The following is an 18,255-nucleotide window of genomic DNA, read 5'->3' as shown; positions in this document are numbered from 1 at the left end:
GACAGGTGAGACCCCGCAGATCGCGAAGCGACCGAGGAGGCTCACCGCCCGCCCCGCGGAAAGCGTCCGCTTGAAACGGAAATCCACACTATTAATGAATCAATATTTTGTCCATGAAACACTTGATTTATGGAACTAAAATTATAGACTTTCTCTTTTAAAAGGGGATTGGCTCACTTTTACAACGAGTTCAATTTCTTTTAGTATCCATGCGACCTGTGCAAATATGCGATAAACAGCAGTGTCGTATAACACAGAAAAACGAGTGGCATATTAAAGCCACTCGTTGAAATATTACTAAAAACCACGACCTGCACCGCCTCCGCCAGAAGAACCGCCGCCGCCTCCACGGAAACCACCGCCGCCGCCTCCGCCAAAACCGCCGCCAAATGATCCTGGACCTATCATAGGAAATCCTCCACGACGACCTCGAGAGCCTGGTCCCATTCCGCCACCACCACGGTTTTTAAAAACCATGAAAAGCACGAATATAATGATAATAATGGTGGTAATAGAAAAAGAACTACCACCCTCATCCTCACTGCTTTTAGCAGACTGGATAGGATTTACTGCTTCACCATTCCATTCATATTCTTTAGCGATTTCTTGATAAAAGACTTTCATCGTATTTAATATAGCTAAATCGGCTTGATCATTTTTCATATAAGGTACAGTAAACTCGTCTAGGATTCGACCCACTTTCCCATCAGGCAAAGCACCTTCTAAACCATAGCCGACTTCTACCCACATCTCACGTGAATCCATATCGATGACAAGCAAGACGCCATTGTTTTTCTCAGCATCTCCTAGCTTATATTCACGAAATGCTTGGTTTGCAAAGCTTTGAATATCGGCACCGTCTAGTGAATTAACTGTTAAAACAGCGATTTGAGCACCTGTAGCATCATCTAAACGAGCAGCCAATTGATTAATCTCAGCTTTCTGTTCATCATTTAGCAAACCGGCAAAATCTTGCGTATAAATATCACCAACTGGTTGGGGTATTGTTGCCGCCTGAATCATTGGCGCAAGCGTCAACAGAAAAAGAAGCGCCGTTCCTACGAAAAGCGCAGCTTTTTTCATCACTCGCCATCTCCTCCGAAATCGACTTTTGGTGCATCTTGTGCGGCTGCATCTGCTTTAAAGTATTCTTTCTCATCAAAACCGAAAATTCCTGCAAGCATAGCCCCTGGGAATCGTTTTACTTTTCGATTAAAATCAGCAACTTCATTATTGTAATCTTGTCGTGCCACTGATAAGCGATTTTCTGTTCCCGCTAATTCGTCCATCAATTGGCGGAAGTTTGCATCTGACTTTAGTTCAGGATAATTTTCTACAACCACTAATAATCGACTTAATGCACCTGATAGTTCATCATTTGCTTGTGCTTGATCTTGAGGAGAACCTGCTCCAGCTAAACGAGCTCTAGCTTCCGTTACGCTATCAATCACATCTTTTTCTTGTTTCGCAAAGCCTTTAACTGATTCCACTAAATTTGGAATCAAATCTAGCCGACGTTGCAATTGATTTTCAACTTGAGCATAGGCTTGATCTACATTTTCTTCACCGTTTACAAACCCGTTATAACTAGGAATTAACATAAGTGCTAACACGACGACAATACCCACTACAATAAGAATGGGAACTAAACCCTTTTTCATTTTCTTCACCTCTAAATTAGTATAGTCATTATCTACCTTATTTAGAGATTATTAAAACATAAAAAAAACGACAGTGACTTCAACAGTCACTATCGCCTTATTTTATGCTTTTTTTAAATCGCTACGAGAAATAATATGATCAACTAAACCATATTCTTTCGCACGTTCAGCTGTCATGAAATTATCACGATCTGTGTCTTTTGCAATAACTTCAACTGATTGGCCAGTACGCTCAGCCAAGATAGTGTTCAACTTATCACGTAAAAATAAAATGCGTTTAGCAGCGATTTCAATTTCAGTCGCTTGCCCTTGTGCACCACCAAGTGGTTGATGAATCATCACTTCAGCGTTTGGTAATGCATAACGTTTCCCTTTTGTTCCAGCAGCTAATAAGAAAGCTCCCATTGATGCAGCCATACCGATACAGATTGTTTGAACATCTGGTCGAATAAATTGCATCGTATCAAAAATCGCCATACCCGCTGTGATACTTCCGCCTGGGCTATTAATGTAAATTGAAATGTCTTTTTCTGGATCATCTGCTTCAAGGAAAAGTAATTGCGCCACTATGGAGTTTGCAACATTGTCATCAATGCCACTTCCTAGCATAATTACACGGTCTTTAAGTAAACGTGAGTAAATGTCATAAGCACGTTCTCCACGGCTTGTTTGTTCAATAACTGTAGGAATTAAATTCATCGAAATTGCCTCCTTCAAACATAAGTTAATTTTCTTACATCCTGAGTTTCATAAGTTGTTCTCAGTTGTTACTTTATCATATACAAGTTGGTCAAGGAAGGTCAAATATTATGCACGAAAAAGTAAAGTTGTATTGTTCCTCTACTATTTGTATAATAGAAAAGTCGCTTGCCCTCGTGGTGTAATGGATAACACGTGAGCCTCCGAAGCTTTAGATGTGAGTTCGATTCTCGCCGAGGGCGTCATAATAATTCAAATAAAAAACCTTCGACAACTGTCGGAGGTTTTTTCTACTTATTCTTCGTTTCCAACCATTGCAATTAATCCAGAAACGGCTTGTTCCTCATCTGAACCATCTGCGCTGATAATAACTGAAGATCCTTTGCTAATAGCTAAGCTCATGATGCCCATAATACTTTTTGCATTAACTTTTTTAGTTTCTTTTTGTAAATATACATCTGCTTGATAGCGATTCGCTTCCTGTACAAAAAGAGCAGCTTGTCTAGCTTGTAATCCTGATTTCAATCCTACTTGTACTTGTTTTTCCACCATTCGTTCATGCCCCCTAAGCTCTTTCCGATATTGTATTGTTTTTATGTTAGCGGAAAAATCGCATTCCCACAACTATCTATTTACTTTATCAAAAGCTACTCCACCACGAAGACCATCTGCAATTTCATCAAGTTTGCGTAAACGATGATTAATACCTGATTTACTGATAGTTCCAGCAGACACCATCTCACCCAGTTCTTTTAATGTTACATCTTGATACTCCACACGCAAACGAGCAATTTCTCTAAGTTTTTCTGGAAGTTGATCGATACCCATCGTTTTATCAATATATCGAATATTCTCCACTTGGCGTACGGCTGCTCCGATGGTTTTGTTTAAATTCGCAGTTTCACAGTTCACCAGGCGGTTTACGCTATTTCTCATATCGCGGATGATTCGCACGTCTTCAAACTTTAATAATGCTTGGTGTGCACCCGTGATACTAAAGAAGTCTGAAATTTTCTCGGCTTCTTTTAAATACGTGACAAACCCTTTTTTACGCTCAATAGTTTTAGCATTTAATCCAAATCCATTCATTAACTCAACTAGTGCTTCACTATGATCATTATATAATGAATATATTTCTAGATGATAGGCAGAAGTTTCAGGATTATTAACAGAACCTCCAGCTAAAAATGCACCACGTAAATAGGCACGCTTACAACAATTTTTATTAACCAACTCAGCTGAAATCGTATGATTAATTTGAAAATCTTCGGAAATTATTTTTAAATCTTCCAGCAAGGCTTTTGAACCATCACGTACTCGACAAATATAAACATTATTTTTCTTTAAACGCATCTTTTTTCGTACCAATAATTCTATTCGATACGGATATAAAGATTTCATTAATGTATATAGTCGTCTTGCAATGGCCGCATTTTCCGTTTGAACATCTAAGCTTAAACTCCGATTGGCAAATGAAAGCGCACCATTCATGCGAATGAGTGCTGATAACTCTGCTTTCGCGCAACAAGGTATTATGTCAGCTTGCGTCATTTCTTTTTTTGTTTCAGATGCAAATGACATAGAAGTGTCCCCCTTTCAAACGAAAGCTAGATAGATGAATTCTTAATAGCACTTTCCCTATCTTCCGCGTATTGAACAAGCCATTCCGCAACTTTAGTTGCATCATGTCGTATGGCTCCATCCTGGATAGTCGCAATATCTTTTTTGACCACTGTTATTCCTAATTGAGTTAAGCGCGATTCGTCATAACTTACAGGCTTAGACTGTTCTTGTTCATACACTTTTTGAACCTCCAACGGAACTTCATCGGTATTCAACAAAATGGTTTGTATAAAAGGTGCTCCCATATGTAGCACGAGTGCGCGAACATGATCGGCCGCAGAGTAATTATGTGTTTCACCAGCTTGTGTCATTAAGTTACAAATATATATATTATGAGCTTTTGATTCAAGAATCGCTTGTTGAATGCCTTGCACTAATAAATTGGGCAAAATACTAGTATATAAACTTCCGGGACCAAATACGAGTAAATCAGCTTTTTGAATTGCTTTTATCGTATCTGGAAGAGGTTCCACATCATCAGGTGTTAAAAACACACGATGAATACGTTGATTATATGTAGGGATTTTAGATTCTCCCGTAACAATTGTGCCATCATCGAGTTCTGCATGAAGTGTAATGGTTTGATTTGCTGCTGGTAATACGGTGCCATGAACATTTAGCACACGGCTCATTTCACGAATTGCATGTGAAAAGTCACCTGTAATATCTGTCAAGGCAGTTAACATTAAGTTACCTAAGGAATGTCCACCTAAGTCGACCGATTCGCTGAACCGATACTGGAACATTTCTTCAACTAGAGGCTCTACATCTGATAATGCAGCCATTACTTTTCGAATATCACCCGGAGGCGGTATATCGTAATCATCTCGAAGTCTGCCTGAGCTTCCTCCATCATCTGCAACGGTAACAATTGCAGTAATGTCGACAGGAAATTTTTTTAATCCTCGAAGTAACGTAGATAAACCCGTTCCCCCGCCGATTATTACGATTCTTTTCCGGCGTTTGGAACGTGCCATTCCATCAACCCTTTCTATGTTTAATATCGCGATGTGTAATTACGGTTTGATATTCTTTTTGGAATAATTTTGCGAAGTACTCCGTCAGTGTTACGGAGCGATGTTGACCACCAGTGCAACCAAATGCGATTACAAGTTGGCGTTTGCCTTCTCGTTGATATTGGGGAATCATATAAATTAGTAAATCTGACAGTTTTTCAATCAACACTTGGGTTTCAGGCCATTTTAATACATAGTCTGATACCTCAGAATCTAATCCAGTTTTCGGTCTTAATTCTTCTATATAATAAGGATTTTGTAAAAATCGTACATCAAATACGAGGTCAGCATCAATCGGCATCCCATGTTTATAACCAAATGACATGATATTTAAAGTAAATGTATAGCTACCTTTTGAAGAAAATTCATCTTGAATTTTTTCGCGAAGCTCTTTTGGTTTTAAAGTAGACGTGTTGTAAATGAATTGAGCTCTACCTTTCAACTCGGAAAGTAACAATCTCTCACGTGCGATACCCTCTAACGGCAACCCAGCAGGTGCAAGTGGGTGTGAACGACGTGTTTCTTTGTAGCGTCTTACCAAAGTTTCATCGTCTGCTTCTAAAAAGAGGATTTTTGGCGCCACTGCATTTTCTTTCGCCATGTCATCTAACGCGCCGATTAACGAATCAAATAAGTCTCCACCGCGCATATCCATAACTGCTGCAATGCGGTTCATATCTTTCCCGGATTCTCTCATTAATTTTAAAAACGTCATTAACAAGGCTGGTGGCAAGTTATCGATACAGAAAAACCCGAGATCCTCGAAACTTTGAATGGCTACTGTTTTACCTGCGCCAGACATGCCGGTAATGATGACAAATTCCGAATCTTGAGTTCGTTGCAATTCCATTATTATTTCTCTCCCTCGTTTGACACTTGTATATCTTCTTTAATTAATTCAAATTCCGTGGTGTAAACAAATGTCCCATACTGAACGCCTTTTCCAGAAACAGCAAATTGCAAATTCGTACGATCTCCTTCTGCCATTGGCAAATGAGCTAAGTCTTCCACCGGATGCCATTCAAGGATTCCTTCGTTTGTTAGCTCAAACGGAATTCCTTCTAAATCATACGCAATAAATGTAAATAACATCCATTCGCTTTCAACTTTTTCTTCGTCGCGTATGACCATCGTGTATACGCCTTTTAAATGAGGATTCACAGGTACTGTATTAGTTTCCTCTTGAAACTCTCTAATTGCCGCAGTATAAATGGACTCGCCTGCTTCCATCTTCCCACCTGGTGCGACATACCAATCTCTACGTGGTTTCTTCAACAAAAGAACTTGCTGATTCTTTAAAATAATTAAGTTTGCTATACGCTGCACATTCGACACTCCACATCCAAATAAACTCACTCATTCTATTATACAACTTTGATGGAAGTCATACCAAAAAGAATGCAATTAGATTCGGGAAATGTCCTTGTTGAGCCCGATTACATAAAATATGGCACAGCAAACGGTGCGCCTTTAGGCGTGGTGAAAACAATTGATGTCGTTCTTTGGTGCGGATAATTTTCACTCCGTTAGGACGCATCTTCTACTGTATAAAGAGATGGTCTTGTGACAGCGTCACTCGACCACCTCTTTATTTTTCCAGATCATCCTGCTGCGAGTGTGGAGTGACGAAAGCATCCAAGCCGTAAGACGATCTGCAGAAGTAGGGTGCTTTCCAAAGCTCTCCGGAAACGCGCTTATAGCTAAACATAGCTACTCGATGCTCCAAAGTACAACTTAAAAAAACTTATACTTGCTAAAATCTAAAAAAAGAGGCTGCTCATCGATTTTCATCGACGAACAGCCTATCAAAATGTTGCTATAAAAAGGGGGTCAATTTACTTTCTTAAATATACACCTTTATTGTTGCAAACGTATTACAGACGGATTAAAGAATGATTAAAAATTAAACTTTTGCACTTAATTTCTCATGTAATTCTTCAATATAGTGTTGTGCAGTTTGTGCAGCAATACTACCATCTCCTGTAGCAGTTACAATTTGACGCAACGATTTTTCACGAACATCTCCTGCAGCATAGATACCAGGAATATTTGTTTCCATTTTTTCGTTAGTTACAATATAGCCATTTTCATTTAAGATACCTAAATTCACAAACGGTTTTGTTAATGGAAGCATTCCGATATATATAAATACACCATCCGCTTTAAAATCAAGTTCTGAATCATCAACAGTCGAAGCTAATGTAACGCCCCCTACTTTACCATTGGAGTCGTTAATTTCTTTCACTGTATGATTCCAAATGAAATCGATTTTTTCATTTGCAAATGCACGGTCTTGAAGGATCTTTTGAGCACGTAATTCTTCACGACGGTGAACAATCGTTACTTTACTTGCAAAACGAGTTAAATACACGCCTTCTTCAACAGCTGAGTCTCCGCCACCAACTACAACTAATTCTTTATTTCTGAAGAATGCACCATCACAGACTGCACAATAACTTACTCCGCGCCCACCAAGCTCGGTTTCGCCTGGGATGCCCATTTTTTTATATTCTGCACCAGTGGTTACAATAATAGTGCGTGCTTTATATTCTTTTCCACCAGATTTTATTGTTTTAAAAGCTTCACCATCGATAATTTCTTGTACATCTCCGTATGCATATTCTGCACCGAATTTTTTCGCGTGGTCAAACATTTTAGTCGAAAGTTCTGGTCCTAAAATATGTTCAAATCCAGGATAATTTTCAACTTCTTCAGTATTCGCCATTTGCCCACCTGGAATTCCTCGCTCGATCATTAACGTTGATAAGTTTCCACGTGATGTATATACAGCTGCTGTCATACCTGCAGGACCTGCACCGATAATAACAACATCATAAATTTTTTCTTCAGTCATTTTAAAAAACCTCCTATAACCAATGTTCTCTATCAAATGTATAAGATTCATGTTACTCATTCAACTTTTTTGCTTACGAATCGGAATATGGTAAAAATTGAATAAGTTCATTTATATACTTCGTTAAAGTTGGTGTTGTGATTTCATAGTTTTCTGCCAACGATTTCTTCGTAATTCCTTGAGAACGCGATGATTGGTACATATAATCCGCAGCTGCTGCTAAGGCATTCGGGTTTTTAAATACATACCCTTTATCAATTGCTCGTTCAATTAAAACAAACCACATTTGAAATAAAGATGATCCCTCTATAGTGACGGGTCGGTTTTTCGAATACAATAATTCAGTTGCATCCACTGCTCGCATAAATGAAATCTCAGCTGAGTGAATGGCTTTAAATTCATGTCCTAAAGAAAAGGCAAGTAACCACTTCTCCATTGTAGAATAGGTTTCAACATTTACCCATTCAGGATGAGCTAAGATTTCTTGTTTATGAGCCGTTTTACCAAGTAAAAACAATCCAAACATACGCTCACTTCGATAAGCGTTTTCAAGTTTCTCTACGATAAAGTCACGGTTATGTTCCATGCCCTCGAGAGTTTCACCTTCTACTTGACCAGCCCAAGGTTCAAGTCCTTGTTTTTCAGGATCAATTTTAATTAATTGTTTCCAAGCATAACGTGCGTCTTTTTCATGACCAGAAAAATAGGCAGAATGTGATAACCAGAAATAAAATCCTGGGTCGCCTTCATATCCTCGTTTTTGTAGAGAACGCAACCATTTAAACGCATCGTCGTAACGACCTACTAAAGCAAATGTTGCACCTAATTTATAGCGATGTTCTAACATATACGGTTGAATCTTACTCAACAAATTTAACAAGTAATCAAGCTCTTGCTCATTTTTTTCATAATAATGAACCACTGCTAAGTTACATAAAGCATGTAAATTACCTGTGTTCTCTTCTAACACTTTGTGTAGTAAAGCTTTTGATTGATCGACTTCCCCAATATAAAAATAAGCAAGGGCTAAGTTATTAAAGGCCGACCAGAAGTCAGGATTATCTTCAATTAATTTTTCTAACACTTCGATGGCTTGTTCAAAATTACCTTGTTCCATCATACGTCTAGCTTTTTCTTGAATAATTAAGATTTCGCTTCCGAAATGATCATCTTCAAATAAAGGCCAATCATCTTGCTCGGAAAAATCAATGATTTCCATTGCTTCTTCTGCGTAAACCCCACTCAAATCCAATTCCACATACTTTTTCGCAAATTTGCGGGCATCCGAAAGAAACCCTAGATGTGCATTGACTTCTGCTAAGAAAAAGATGATTTCTGTTTCATTCGGGTCAAGGCTATGTGCACTTTGCAATAACTCGAGTGCATGGTCGTATTTTTCAACTTCCATTTCCACGATTGCATATTGCATTAAAATAAGCGGATCATCAGGACTCAATTCCGCTGCACGTCTTAAATATTTATGCGCTTTGTCAAATTGCTCTCTATTCAGAGCATGTAGCGCTTTTTGATAATAATATTCGCCTGTTGGTATAAACGAGACGATATTTTCTTTCATTAGTTGTTTTTGTTTTTTTCCAATTAATGCCTCCGAAAAAGTAAAAAGGAACACATTAGGTTCCTTTTCAGTATCTCACTATTATATCACACAGACTTATGATTTACTCTCATGTCGTTTTTGTAAAACTTCTAACACATCGTATAAATCCACTTTTTGTTCTTGTAGCAGCACTAATAAATGATATAACAAATCGGCAGCTTCCCATTGTAATTCTTCTGCATCACGATTCTTTGCAGCAATGACAACTTCAGTTGCTTCTTCGCCAATTTTCTTACCGATTTTATCTACGCCTTTTTCAAATAAGTACGTAGTATAAGCACCTTCAGGCATTGATTTCTCGCGATCTTGAATAACTTGAACTAAGTTAGCTAAGATTCCAAAGCTCCCAACCGCTTGAACAGGAGCAACGATTTCTTTATGGAAACAGCTTACTTCACCAGTGTGACATGCTGGTCCTTTAGGCAGTACTTCAACCACTAGAGAGTCTTCATCACAATCTGCTCTTATCGCAACGACTTGTTGCGTATTTCCACTGGTCGCACCTTTATTCCATAATTCTTGTCTAGAACGGCTAAAAAACCATGTTTGATTTGTCTCAATTGTTTTTTCAAGTGACTCTAAATTCATATACGCAACCGTAAGGACTTCTTTTGTTTGTGCGTTTTGTACAACGACTGGTATCAGTCCACGCTCATCAAATTTTATGGATTCTAATGGGAATTTATTCATCTGACTGACACTCCTTTCTCTCTCAAAACACTCTTCACTTCTTTTACACTTGTTTCTTTATAATGAAATATGGAAGCCGCGAGGGCAGCATCTACATCCGTTTGAGTAAAAACATCATAAAAATGTTGTGCATTTCCTGCTCCACCGCTAGCAATAACAGGTACATTGACAGCGTCTCGAACTGCTTTCGTTAAAGCTATATCAAATCCACTTTTTTCACCATCTTGATTCATAGAAGTAAGCAGGATTTCTCCAGCACCTAAACGAGTGGCTTCTTGCGCCCATTTAACAGCCGTCCATTGTGTTACACGACGACCGCCATGAGTATAAACCATCCATGTGTCATCTACTTCTGACCATTTGGCGTCAATTGCTACAACGATACATTGTGAACCAAAAAATGCTGCACCTTCTGCAATTAACTCCGGGCGCTCTATTGCTGATGTATTTACCGAAACTTTATCGGCCCCTGCACGCAACATATTTTTCATATCTTCAATAGTTCTTATTCCGCCACCCACTGTAAATGGAATGGCTAGTTCAGCTGCGGATTGACGTACCACATCGACCATCGTTTCTTTGCCTTCATGAGAAGCAGAAATATCTAAAAAGACTAACTCATCTGCTCCTTGTTCATCATAAAACTTTGCAAGTTCTACTGGATCTCCAGCATCACGTAGCGATACAAATTGAACACCTTTAACAACACGACCTTCTTTTACATCTAAACAAGGAATGATTCGTTTCGTTAACATGAAGTCACCTCACGTAAAGCTTGTGGTAAGGTAAATCGATTTTCATAAAGCGCTTTGCCAATAATAACTCCACCAATCATTGAACGAGTTGCTGCCTTTGCCACTTGGTTCACATCTGCTAGCGAACTAATACCACCAGACACAATCACTTCTGCACCGGTAGCTTCAGCGAGTAATTCATTCGCCAAAATATTGGGTCCTGTTAATGTCCCATCTGTTGCAATATCTGTGAAAATAAATACTTTGGCACCATGTTTTGAAAAATATTGTCCTACTTCAATTGCAGACTTGGTTGACGTCTCCAGCCAACCGTGTGTTGCGACCATTCCATCTTTCGCATCAAGTCCTATGACAATTCGTTCCGCACCAAATTTCTGAATGAAAGACACGGCTAACTCTGGTTGCTGAATTGCTAAGCTCCCTATAATGACACGTGTTACCCCATTATCGAGATAATGTTTCACATCTTCTTCAGTCCGAATCCCGCCACCTATTTGAACATTCACACCTAACTCTGTCGCAGCTCGAATGACATCCTTATCGTGAATACGTTTGCCATCTTTCGCTCCATCTAAATCAACCATATGTATCCACTTTGCCCCTTGCTCTGCAAAGGATTTGGCCATTTCAAAAGGAGAGTCTGCATAGACAGTTTCTAGATTGTAATCACCTTTAAATAAGCGAACACACTTACCTCCACGCATATCAATAGCTGGATATATGTCAATCGAAGTCATGGTTGATCTCTCCTCCCTTTCACTTGCTTCACCCATTTAGCCAACAAGTATTTACCGAACGGTCCTGATTTTTCCGGATGAAACTGCATGCCGGTGAAATTATCTTTTTGAACAAGACCAGGTACGAATTGACCAGCATATGTACTGCTTGCTACTACTTCATGTTGTCGTGTATTTTGAGCTAAATAGGAATGTACGAAGTAAACATGTGTAGAATCTTCTTTATCCAGACCATCTAGCCATTCAGGTTGATGTGTAAAAGACAGAGGGTTCCAGCCCATATGAGGAATTCGCACTCGATTTTGTTGGGAGTCAAGTTCATCAAATTTTTGAATATTACCCGTGAAAATACCTAAGCCTTTTGTTAAGCCATTTTCTTTACTATCTTCATATAATAGTTGCATACCTAAACAAATACCGAGTAGTGGTTTATTGGTTGTGGCAAGTTGCTTAATATAATCATCCAAACATAGCTCACTTAATCGACGCATGGCATCGGGGAATGCCCCTACACCGGGTAACAAGTATCCATCCATTTGATTTAGCATGTTTATATCTGACGTAATAAATACTTCACATTCGAGTCGAAGTAAAGCCTGTTCGACACTATATAAATTACCCATTCCGTAATCAATTACACCAATTTTCATGTCAATAACCCTTTCGTAGATGGCACTCCCTTAACACGCGGGTCAATTGACACAGCTTCATCTAATGCTCGTGCTAACGCTTTAAATATCGCTTCAATTATATGATGTGTATTGTGACCGTAGTGGACGATGACATGAACATTCATACGTGCTTCCAGTGCAAATTTCCAGAGAAACTCATGGACTAGTTCTGTATCGAAATTGCCTACTTTTTCATTCGGCAGAACGGCTCTGAACTCTAAATGTGGACGGTTGGAACAGTCAATAACCACTTGTGCTAACGCATCATCCATAGGGACAAACGCATTGCCGTAGCGACGAATTCCTTTTTTATCGCCGAGTGCTTCTTTTACTACTTGCCCTAACACAATACCAATATCTTCAGTTGTATGGTGATCATCAATATGTGTATCCCCAGAAGCTTGAATGGTGGCATCAAAGAATCCGTGTTTCACAAACAAGTCGAGCATATGATCCATAAATGGCACACCTGTATCAATCGTTGCTTGTCCCTCTCCATCTAGTTGAAGTGTAACATTCACTTGTGTTTCATTGGTCATTCGATTAATAGTTGCTTGACGTGTCATGATTGATCCATCTCCTTTGCCCATCCTCTTGATTCTACTGCGCGCGCATGGCCTTCTAAACCTTCCATCCTTGCAAGACGCGCAATTTTAGGTGCGTGCTGAAGCCAAGTTTCTTGTGTGTAATAAATGATACTTGTCTTTTTAATAAAATCATCCACCGATAACGGACTTGAAAAACGAGCTGTGCTATTAGTCGGTAATACATGATTCGTTCCAGCAAAGTAATCTCCAATTGGTTCAGAACTGTAGCGTCCTATAAATATCGCGCCAGCATGACGAACTTGTTGTGCCACTACTTGGGGATTACTTGTCATGATTTCTAAATGCTCAGGTGCTAATTTATTAACCGCTTCAACAATATCCTCCATTGTTTCCGCTACATAAATTCTGCCAAACTTTTCAACAGCAGCACGTGCAATTTTCTCGCGTGGAAGTTTTGTTAGTTGTTTTTCAACTTCATGAGCGACTTCATGTGCGAAAAAATCACTGGTCGTGAGTAAAATCGGACAAGCCATCGGGTCATGTTCTGCTTGCGACAATAAATCTGCTGCCACTTCATCTGCATATGCCGTTTCATCAGCGATAATTGCAATCTCACTGGGACCAGCAATCATATCAATTGCAACGACTCCAAATACTTCTCGTTTAGCCAGTGCAACAAAAACATTCCCTGGACCTGTTATTTTATCCACTGGACTAATTGATTCTGTGCCATATGCCAATGCCGCAATTGCTTGAGCACCGCCAATTTTATAAATTTCTTCAATCCCTAAGATTGACGCCGCAACCAACACTGCATCAGGCAAAGCACCTTGATCGTTCGGAGGAGAAACAATTACAATTCGTTCCACACCTGCTACTTGAGCAGGAATCACATTCATTAATACTGATGATGGGTACGCCGCTGAACCACCTGGTACATATAAACCTACAGCGTCTAAAGGACTTACTCGTTGCCCAATAAATGAGCCATTTTCAACATCCACTTGATACGATGAACGTTTTTGCTTTTCATGGAAAACTCGGATATTATGGGCAGCTTCTTCTAAGTCCTTAAGAAGTTCAGCGTCGAAATTAGCCTTTGCATGATTGATTTCTTCTGTAGAAACACGAAACTCATGTAGTTTAACACGATCCCATTTCTCGCTGTATTCTGCAATAGCTGCGTCACCACGACTTTTAACGTCTGCTAAAACCATTTTTACCGTCTTCATTTGTTCTGCGTTACCCATTTCTAATGGTCGTTTTAATGAAATATCTTTTGATAAAGAAACGATTCGCATGTTACATCCTCCTTACTCCATTGAATCTTTTAGGCGCTTCACCATATCCCGAATGCGTTCACTTTTTAATCGATAGCTAACAGGATTAGCAATTAATCTAGATGTTACATCGACAATGTGTTCATATTCAACTAATCCATTTTCTTTTAATGTTCTTCCTGTTGATACGATATCTACAATTCGATCTGCAAGTCCAATCATTGGTGCCAATTCAATCGAACCATTTAAGCCAATAATTTCGACTTGCTCGCCTTTTTCTTTATAAAAATTAGAAGCAATCTCTGGATATTTCGTTGCTACTCGAGGAGCAATATCATTCATGACTGTATTGGGTAAGCCAGCCGTTGCGATATAGCATTGACTAATTTTCAAATCAAGCAATTCATGAACGCTTCGCTTTTGCTCTAGTAATACATCTTTACCCGCTATTCCGATATCTGCAACCCCATGTTCCACATAAACAGGTACATCCATTGGTTTTGCTAAAATAAATCGAATTCTTTCGTTTGGAACTTCGACGATGAGTTTTCGAGAATCTTCTAAGTCATCGGGTAACTGAAAACCAGCTTTTTGAAGTAAAGCATAGGCTTCTTCAAAAATGCGTCCTTTCGGCATCGCAATTGTCAGTTCACTACTCATTATTGCCATCTCCTTCTATTAACCACACGACATCCGAAAAGTTTGCTTGAAATGCTTCTTGGTCTTCAACACTTTCCTTATATTGTATAGTTGTACGAATCCCCTGATTTCTTGAATTTACGGCTTTATGAACAGCTTTCGCATAATTAGCCGAATCAAATAAGATTAATGTATGAGGTTCACGTGTCGTTGTAGTAGTCATTACTTCTAGTAGTCGATCTACTCTTAATCCAAAGCCAGTGGCACCAACATCTGAATTAAACGCTTGCAGTAACCCATCGTAGCGTCCTCCATTACCAATAGCGAAGCCTGAGCCACTCGCAAAAACCTCAAATAACATTCCTGTGTAATAACTCATTTCACTCGTTAATGTCAAATCGTAAGTGATCATTTTTGATAAACCCGCATTTTCTAATAACGAAGACAAGTCGTTAAGATAAGAAAACATGGTGACTTGTGCATCATTCGTTTCATCAATAAATGGACGTAACTGTTGTATTGATTGCACATTAGAAGCTTGTCCAATAAATTCAATAAAACGCTGCTCGTCTTCATTTGAAAGTCCGAATGTTCTCACTGCATCTTCAAATCCAACCATATTTTTCTCTACAAGTAATTTACGTAATTCTTTCACTTGTTCTTCCGACTGTGTCAGCTGAGTCAAAATAGATTGCAATAAACCTGCATGTCCAACTGTTAATCGATAAGAATCTATCCCTAGTTCTTGAACAAATTCAGAAGCCGTGATAATCATTTCTGCATCGGCATAAACAGAGTCATCTCCAATTAACTCCACGCCCATCTGTTCGAATTCAGCTGGTCTGCCACCTTCATGTTCTTGTGCACGAAACACATTGGCAAAATAAGCGAGGCGCAAAGGAATTTGTTCTTTTAACAACTTAGACGTTGCGACACGAACAATTGGAGTAGTCATATCTGGTCTTAAAACCAGCGTTTCACCTTGACGGTCTACTAATTTAAATAAAGAAGAGTCCGGTATGGCAGATGCTTTTCCAATCGTCTCATAGTACTCAACAGTTGGTGTTTTAATAAAATCAAAACCACGTGATTGGAAAAATCTTCGTCCAATGTCACGCACTTTTTCCTTTTTCTCATTAATTAGTGGGAAAGAGTCTCTCATACCAAGCGGTTTTTCGAATTTTCGTATAGGTGTCATTCATTATTCACTTCCTAAATAAGGATAATTTGCTTTAGTACACTAGCATACTACTAGGATGAAATAAAATTTATTTTAACGCAGATGACAAGTTGAGTCAATACAAAAGACCCCATGAAGCATTGAAATTCACTTCATGAGGTCTTTTCTGATTACTTTAGGTGACGACTCACCATTTCTTCAGCTGTATAAATTACTTTCATCGGGTTTCCCCCAACAAAACTTCCTGCTTGAACATCTTTATGCACAAGAGTTGCAGCCGAAACAATCGCACCGTCTCCAATGTGCACCCCTGGTAAAATCGTTGAATTTGCCCCAATTAGAACTCGATCCCCGATTTCAACATCCCCAATGCGATATTCATCTATTAAGTACTCATGAGCTAATAAAGTTGTATTATAGCCAATGATTGAATTTTTCCCTATTTTAATTCTTTCTGGAAACATCACATCTGGCATAACCATTAAAGCGAAAGAGGTTTGGTCTCCCACTTTCATATGTAAAAAACGGCGATAAAGAAAGTTTTTGAATGGCAGTGAAGGACTATATCTACCGAGTTGGATAACGATAAAATTTTTCATTACTTTCCAAAGCGACACAGTCTTATAAATATGCCAAAGCGAGTTTGCACCTTCGACAGGAAAACGTTCTGTCCTTCTCATGTCGATTGACCATCTACAATTTCAAGTAACTCAGAAATATGGTGCAACATATAGGTTGGCTTAAAAGTCGCTAAATATGCTTCACCCTTTGCAGTCCAAGAAACACCAGCTGTTCGAACAAGCGCATTTTGACCGCCTTCGATATCATGCGAGTTATCGCCTATCATTAACGCTTCTTGTGGTGTAGCATTCAATCTCTCAAGAGCTAGTAAAATGGGTTCAGGATCTGGCTTTGGATTTACTACGTCATCCAGAGCAATAACGATTTCAAATATATCTTCTATCCCCATGAACTTTAAGCCGCGTTGAATAATATCCTGCTTTTTTGTTGACACAATGGCCATCTTAATACCCCGTGCTTTTAATATTCGAAGAGTTTCACTTACACCATCATATTCGACCACCATCTGGTCATGCATTTCAATATTCCATGCCCGGTATTCTAGAATTAACTGTGCTGATAAATTTTCGTCAATGTTATCAAAAGTTTGTTTCAATGATGGTCCAATAAAGTGGAGGACATCTTCTCTCATGAATCGGCCAGGGTATCGTTTACCCAAAACACTTAAAAATGATTGAATAATCAGCTCGTTCGTATCAAGCAACGTGCCATCAAAATCGAAAAGAAGTGTAGTAATTGGTTGAGTTGTCATGAAGTTAGCACTTCCTTTCGCTTCGTTTGTTCAGCACGTTTCCAAATCGTTGCGACCACTATTGTTAAGACAAATGCGATTCCAAGTCTTAATAAGAATAAGGGCCATATTGGTATTCCGAGTGGGATAAAGATGAGCGTATCTTCAATAACCGCGTGACAGGCGACTAAAAAGATAAAGACAAGCGTGGCATCTTTCTTACTTACCCCATCCTCTTGAACTGCTTGTATCATCACGCCTGCACCAAATGCTAAGCCAATGACCAATCCTGAAACAAGTGTCATGGAAGCATTAGGTTCAATGCCCAGTACTTTTGTAAAAGGAGCAAGTTTTTGTGAAAACTTTTGTAAATATTGTTTATCTTTTAAGTATTGAATAACAATCATAAGTGGAATCACTACCATAGCAAGTTGTAATACCCCAAAACTGGCTTTTTGTAGCCCCAGTAAAATTATTTCCATCCAGCCCTCAGGAATGTCAGATACTTTCGGTGCCATTCCGTACTGTGCAATATCTGAACCACCTGACCAAAATAGGTTGATGACAATTGCTGAAATGGCAGCTAGCCCGAAACGAACGAGCAAAACCACCCATAATTTAACGCCAACTTTTAATGCAACACCAGTTTCGATAAAGATATTATGTGAAAAGGACAACATGACCGCTAATATGAAGACTTCTTTTACCGTTAATTCTAATGATAGAATTCCAGCAATCCCTGCATACAAGTTAAGCGCATTACCTAATACTAAAGGAATCGCTGCGTCCCCTCGTAAACCAAAAACCCCCATTACAGGAGATACAAAATCGATGATCCACGGCAACACTGGTGTGTTTTGTAAAATAACGAGCAACAGTGTAATGGGGAAGATAATCTTGCTGAGCGTCCAAGTTGTTGTTAATCCAGCTAGTAACCCATTTTTTATTGTAGACATATTTATGACATCCTTA

21 protein-coding genes and 1 tRNA gene are annotated in these 18,255 nt (G+C 39.0%); 1 reads left to right on the top strand and 21 read right to left on the bottom strand.

Going from position 1 to position 18,255, the window contains the following annotated elements; translation table 11 throughout:
• Positions 1–297: 297 nt before the first annotated feature.
• The 3 genes from ACFPYN_RS08310 to clpP all read right to left on the bottom strand — a co-directional run bounded on the left by ACFPYN_RS08310 (position 298) and on the right by clpP (position 2,360).
• A complete protein-coding gene (locus tag ACFPYN_RS08310; RefSeq protein WP_377733508.1) occupies positions 298–1,083 on the bottom strand; it encodes a TPM domain-containing protein in 786 nt (261 codons plus the stop codon).
• On the bottom strand, positions 1,083–1,661 hold the full coding sequence (locus tag ACFPYN_RS08305) for a LemA family protein (RefSeq protein ID WP_377733506.1): 579 nt from the start codon (positions 1,659–1,661) through the stop codon (positions 1,083–1,085). Before ACFPYN_RS08305 ends, ACFPYN_RS08310 begins: the two co-directional genes overlap by 1 nt.
• A gap of 102 nt (positions 1,662–1,763) precedes the next feature.
• On the bottom strand, positions 1,764–2,360 hold the full coding sequence (gene clpP, locus ACFPYN_RS08300; RefSeq protein WP_377733505.1) for an ATP-dependent Clp endopeptidase proteolytic subunit ClpP: 597 nt from the start codon (positions 2,358–2,360) through the stop codon (positions 1,764–1,766).
• A gap of 170 nt (positions 2,361–2,530) precedes the next feature.
• Here clpP and ACFPYN_RS08295 point away from each other — a divergent pair.
• Positions 2,531–2,602 (top strand) — tRNA-Arg (locus ACFPYN_RS08295).
• Positions 2,603–2,654: 52 nt separating this feature from the next.
• Here ACFPYN_RS08295 and ACFPYN_RS08290 read toward each other — a convergent pair.
• The 18 genes from ACFPYN_RS08290 to ACFPYN_RS08205 all read right to left on the bottom strand — a co-directional run bounded on the left by ACFPYN_RS08290 (position 2,655) and on the right by ACFPYN_RS08205 (position 18,239).
• Positions 2,655–2,912, bottom strand: a complete 258-nt coding sequence (locus ACFPYN_RS08290) for an HPr family phosphocarrier protein (protein WP_024534024.1) — start codon at positions 2,910–2,912, stop codon at positions 2,655–2,657.
• A gap of 72 nt (positions 2,913–2,984) precedes the next feature.
• Positions 2,985–3,941: a DNA-binding protein WhiA gene (gene whiA, locus ACFPYN_RS08285; RefSeq protein ID WP_377733503.1), complete on the bottom strand. Its 957-nt coding sequence runs from the start codon at positions 3,939–3,941 to the stop codon at positions 2,985–2,987.
• A 26-nt stretch (positions 3,942–3,967) separates the two neighbouring features.
• Positions 3,968–4,960, bottom strand: a complete 993-nt coding sequence (locus ACFPYN_RS08280; protein WP_377733502.1) for a gluconeogenesis factor YvcK family protein — start codon at positions 4,958–4,960, stop codon at positions 3,968–3,970.
• Between the two features lie 4 nt (positions 4,961–4,964).
• Entirely contained in the window at positions 4,965–5,849 is an 885-nt protein-coding gene (gene rapZ / locus ACFPYN_RS08275) for an RNase adapter RapZ (RefSeq protein WP_377733501.1), read from the bottom strand.
• Positions 5,850–5,851: 2 nt separating this feature from the next.
• The gene (locus ACFPYN_RS08270) at positions 5,852–6,325 is read right to left on the bottom strand and encodes an NUDIX hydrolase (protein ID WP_377733500.1); all 474 of its coding nucleotides are present in this window, start codon (positions 6,323–6,325) and stop codon (positions 5,852–5,854) included.
• A 577-nt stretch (positions 6,326–6,902) separates the two neighbouring features.
• Positions 6,903–7,853 carry a thioredoxin-disulfide reductase gene (gene trxB, locus ACFPYN_RS08265; protein ID WP_377733499.1) on the bottom strand — a complete coding sequence of 317 codons (951 nt, stop codon included), beginning with the start codon at positions 7,851–7,853 and terminating at the stop codon, positions 6,903–6,905.
• A gap of 73 nt (positions 7,854–7,926) precedes the next feature.
• A complete protein-coding gene (locus ACFPYN_RS08260; protein WP_377733635.1) occupies positions 7,927–9,429 on the bottom strand; it encodes a tetratricopeptide repeat protein in 1,503 nt (500 codons plus the stop codon).
• Positions 9,430–9,525: 96 nt separating this feature from the next.
• Positions 9,526–10,161, bottom strand: coding sequence for a bifunctional phosphoribosyl-AMP cyclohydrolase/phosphoribosyl-ATP diphosphatase HisIE (hisIE, locus tag ACFPYN_RS08255; RefSeq protein WP_377733498.1), 636 nt, complete (start codon positions 10,159–10,161; stop codon positions 9,526–9,528).
• Entirely contained in the window at positions 10,158–10,916 is a 759-nt protein-coding gene (gene hisF, locus ACFPYN_RS08250; RefSeq protein WP_377733497.1) for an imidazole glycerol phosphate synthase subunit HisF, read from the bottom strand. The genes hisIE and hisF overlap by 4 nt, the downstream gene beginning before the upstream one ends.
• A complete protein-coding gene (gene hisA, locus ACFPYN_RS08245) occupies positions 10,910–11,653 on the bottom strand; it encodes a 1-(5-phosphoribosyl)-5-[(5-phosphoribosylamino)methylideneamino]imidazole-4-carboxamide isomerase (protein ID WP_377733496.1) in 744 nt (247 codons plus the stop codon). Before hisA ends, hisF begins: the two co-directional genes overlap by 7 nt.
• Positions 11,650–12,303 (bottom strand): imidazole glycerol phosphate synthase subunit HisH, encoded by a 654-nt coding sequence (gene hisH, locus ACFPYN_RS08240; protein WP_377733495.1) that lies wholly within the window; start codon positions 12,301–12,303, stop codon positions 11,650–11,652. Before hisH ends, hisA begins: the two co-directional genes overlap by 4 nt.
• Entirely contained in the window at positions 12,300–12,890 is a 591-nt protein-coding gene (gene hisB / locus ACFPYN_RS08235; RefSeq protein ID WP_377733494.1) for an imidazoleglycerol-phosphate dehydratase HisB, read from the bottom strand. Before hisB ends, hisH begins: the two co-directional genes overlap by 4 nt.
• Positions 12,887–14,173 (bottom strand): histidinol dehydrogenase, encoded by a 1,287-nt coding sequence (gene hisD / locus ACFPYN_RS08230; RefSeq protein WP_377733493.1) that lies wholly within the window; start codon positions 14,171–14,173, stop codon positions 12,887–12,889. Before hisD ends, hisB begins: the two co-directional genes overlap by 4 nt.
• 12 nt (positions 14,174–14,185) lie before the next feature.
• On the bottom strand, positions 14,186–14,812 hold the full coding sequence (gene hisG, locus ACFPYN_RS08225; protein WP_377733492.1) for an ATP phosphoribosyltransferase: 627 nt from the start codon (positions 14,810–14,812) through the stop codon (positions 14,186–14,188).
• Positions 14,805–15,989, bottom strand: coding sequence for an ATP phosphoribosyltransferase regulatory subunit (locus ACFPYN_RS08220; RefSeq protein WP_377733490.1), 1,185 nt, complete (start codon positions 15,987–15,989; stop codon positions 14,805–14,807). Before ACFPYN_RS08220 ends, hisG begins: the two co-directional genes overlap by 8 nt.
• 152 nt (positions 15,990–16,141) lie before the next feature.
• The gene (locus tag ACFPYN_RS08215; protein WP_377733488.1) at positions 16,142–16,651 is read right to left on the bottom strand and encodes an acyltransferase; all 510 of its coding nucleotides are present in this window, start codon (positions 16,649–16,651) and stop codon (positions 16,142–16,144) included.
• Positions 16,648–17,304 carry a pyrophosphatase PpaX gene (ppaX, locus tag ACFPYN_RS08210; RefSeq protein WP_377733487.1) on the bottom strand — a complete coding sequence of 219 codons (657 nt, stop codon included), beginning with the start codon at positions 17,302–17,304 and terminating at the stop codon, positions 16,648–16,650. The genes ACFPYN_RS08215 and ppaX overlap by 4 nt, the downstream gene beginning before the upstream one ends.
• A complete protein-coding gene (locus ACFPYN_RS08205; protein ID WP_377733486.1) occupies positions 17,301–18,239 on the bottom strand; it encodes a nucleoside recognition domain-containing protein in 939 nt (312 codons plus the stop codon). Before ACFPYN_RS08205 ends, ppaX begins: the two co-directional genes overlap by 4 nt.
• Positions 18,240–18,255: the final 16 nt, after the last annotated feature.

This window comes from Paenisporosarcina macmurdoensis, from assembly GCF_042658845.1.
Taxonomy (GTDB): domain Bacteria; phylum Bacillota; class Bacilli; order Bacillales_A; family Planococcaceae; genus Paenisporosarcina; species Paenisporosarcina macmurdoensis.
The sequence above is the reverse complement of the archived record's forward strand: the minus strand, read 5'-3'. Positions and strand labels throughout refer to the sequence as shown.

Coding starts and splice junctions, on each gene's coding strand:
- ACFPYN_RS08310 (WP_377733508.1), bottom strand. CDS start 1,083: ATGAAAAAAGCTGCGCTTTTCGTAGGAACGGCGCTTCTTTTTCTGTTG.
- ACFPYN_RS08305 (WP_377733506.1), bottom strand. CDS start 1,661: ATGAAAAAGGGTTTAGTTCCCATTCTTATTGTAGTGGGTATTGTCGTC.
- clpP (WP_377733505.1), bottom strand. CDS start 2,360: ATGAATTTAATTCCTACAGTTATTGAACAAACAAGCCGTGGAGAACGT.
- ACFPYN_RS08290 (WP_024534024.1), bottom strand. CDS start 2,912: ATGGTGGAAAAACAAGTACAAGTAGGATTGAAATCAGGATTACAAGCT.
- whiA (WP_377733503.1), bottom strand. CDS start 3,941: ATGTCATTTGCATCTGAAACAAAAAAAGAAATGACGCAAGCTGACATA.
- ACFPYN_RS08280 (WP_377733502.1), bottom strand. CDS start 4,960: ATGGCACGTTCCAAACGCCGGAAAAGAATCGTAATAATCGGCGGGGGA.
- rapZ (WP_377733501.1), bottom strand. CDS start 5,849: ATGGAATTGCAACGAACTCAAGATTCGGAATTTGTCATCATTACCGGC.
- trxB (WP_377733499.1), bottom strand. CDS start 7,853: ATGACTGAAGAAAAAATTTATGATGTTGTTATTATCGGTGCAGGTCCT.
- ACFPYN_RS08260 (WP_377733635.1), bottom strand. CDS start 9,429: ATGAAAGAAAATATCGTCTCGTTTATACCAACAGGCGAATATTATTAT.
- hisIE (WP_377733498.1), bottom strand. CDS start 10,161: ATGAATAAATTCCCATTAGAATCCATAAAATTTGATGAGCGTGGACTG.
- hisF (WP_377733497.1), bottom strand. CDS start 10,916: ATGTTAACGAAACGAATCATTCCTTGTTTAGATGTAAAAGAAGGTCGT.
- hisA (WP_377733496.1), bottom strand. CDS start 11,653: ATGACTTCGATTGACATATATCCAGCTATTGATATGCGTGGAGGTAAG.
- hisH (WP_377733495.1), bottom strand. CDS start 12,303: ATGAAAATTGGTGTAATTGATTACGGAATGGGTAATTTATATAGTGTC.
- hisB (WP_377733494.1), bottom strand. CDS start 12,890: ATGACACGTCAAGCAACTATTAATCGAATGACCAATGAAACACAAGTG.
- hisD (WP_377733493.1), bottom strand. CDS start 14,173: ATGCGAATCGTTTCTTTATCAAAAGATATTTCATTAAAACGACCATTA.
- hisG (WP_377733492.1), bottom strand. CDS start 14,812: ATGAGTAGTGAACTGACAATTGCGATGCCGAAAGGACGCATTTTTGAA.
- ACFPYN_RS08220 (WP_377733490.1), bottom strand. CDS start 15,989: ATGACACCTATACGAAAATTCGAAAAACCGCTTGGTATGAGAGACTCT.
- ACFPYN_RS08215 (WP_377733488.1), bottom strand. CDS start 16,651: ATGAGAAGGACAGAACGTTTTCCTGTCGAAGGTGCAAACTCGCTTTGG.
- ppaX (WP_377733487.1), bottom strand. CDS start 17,304: ATGACAACTCAACCAATTACTACACTTCTTTTCGATTTTGATGGCACG.
- ACFPYN_RS08205 (WP_377733486.1), bottom strand. CDS start 18,239: ATGTCTACAATAAAAAATGGGTTACTAGCTGGATTAACAACAACTTGG.